At 62.1% G+C, this 1,065-nt stretch carries 1 protein-coding gene; it reads right to left on the bottom strand.

Annotated elements, in window-relative coordinates; all coding sequences use genetic code 11:
• Positions 1–1,065, bottom strand: a 1,065-nt coding sequence (gene prpC / locus BGI01S_RS28820) for a bifunctional 2-methylcitrate synthase/citrate synthase (protein WP_042329828.1), incomplete at both ends; no start/stop codon positions are given.

Raw genomic sequence — 1,065 nt, 5'->3', positions numbered from 1 at the left:
TCCGGTGTAATTCGCGCTCGGCCGGATGATCTTGTTGTCGACGCGTTGCTCGATGATGTGCGCGCTCCAGCCGGCCGTGCGCGCGATCACGAAGATCGGCGTGAACATCGCCGTGGGCACGCCCATCATGTGATACGAGACCGCGCTGAACCAGTCGAGATTCGGGAACATCTTCTTCGCTTCCCGCATCACCGATTCGAGCCGCTCGGCAATGTTGAACAGCTTCGTGTTGCCCGCTTCCTTCGAGAGATTCTTCGCGACGTCCTTGATCACCTTGTTGCGCGGATCGGAGATCGTGTACACCGGATGCCCGAAGCCAATCACCACTTCCTTGTTTTCGACGCGGCGGCGAATATCCGCTTCCGCCTCATCCGGGTTCTGATAGCGCGACTGGATCTCGAACGCGACTTCGTTGGCGCCGCCGTGCTTCGGGCCACGCAGCGCACCGATCGCACCGGTGATCGCCGAGTAGATATCCGAGCCCGTGCCCGCGATCACGCGGCCGGTGAACGTCGACGCGTTGAACTCATGCTCGGCGTACAGATTCAGCGACACGTGCATCGCATCGACCCACGATTTCGGCGGCTCGACACCATGCAGCAGATGCAGGAAGTGACCGCCGATCGAATCGTCGTCGGTCTCGACTTCGATGCGCTTGCCGTTGTGCGAGTAGTGATACCAGTACAGCAGCATCGAGCCGAGCGAGGCCATCAGCTTGTCGGCGATATCGCGCGCGCCCGGCAGATTGTGATCGTCCTTCTCCGGCAGCACGGTGCCGAGCACCGACACGCCGGTGCGCATCACGTCCATCGGATGCGCGGCGGCGGGAATCCATTCCAGCGCGGCCTTGACGTTCGCGGGCAGACCGCGCAGGCCTTTGAGCTTCGTCTTGTACGCGGTCAGTTCAGCTTGCGTCGGCAGCTTCTCGTGGACCAGCAGATAAGCGATCTCTTCGAATTCGCACGCGCTCGCGATGTCGAGAATGTCGTAGCCGCGATAGTGCAGATCGTTGCCGGTCTTGCCGACCGTGCACAGCGCGGTGTTGCCCGCGGTCACGCCGGACAG

The sequence above is a fragment of the Paraburkholderia ginsengisoli NBRC 100965 genome (assembly GCF_000739735.1).
Lineage (GTDB): Bacteria > Pseudomonadota > Gammaproteobacteria > Burkholderiales > Burkholderiaceae > Paraburkholderia > Paraburkholderia ginsengisoli.
This window is presented reverse-complemented; position numbering and strand designations above follow the sequence as displayed.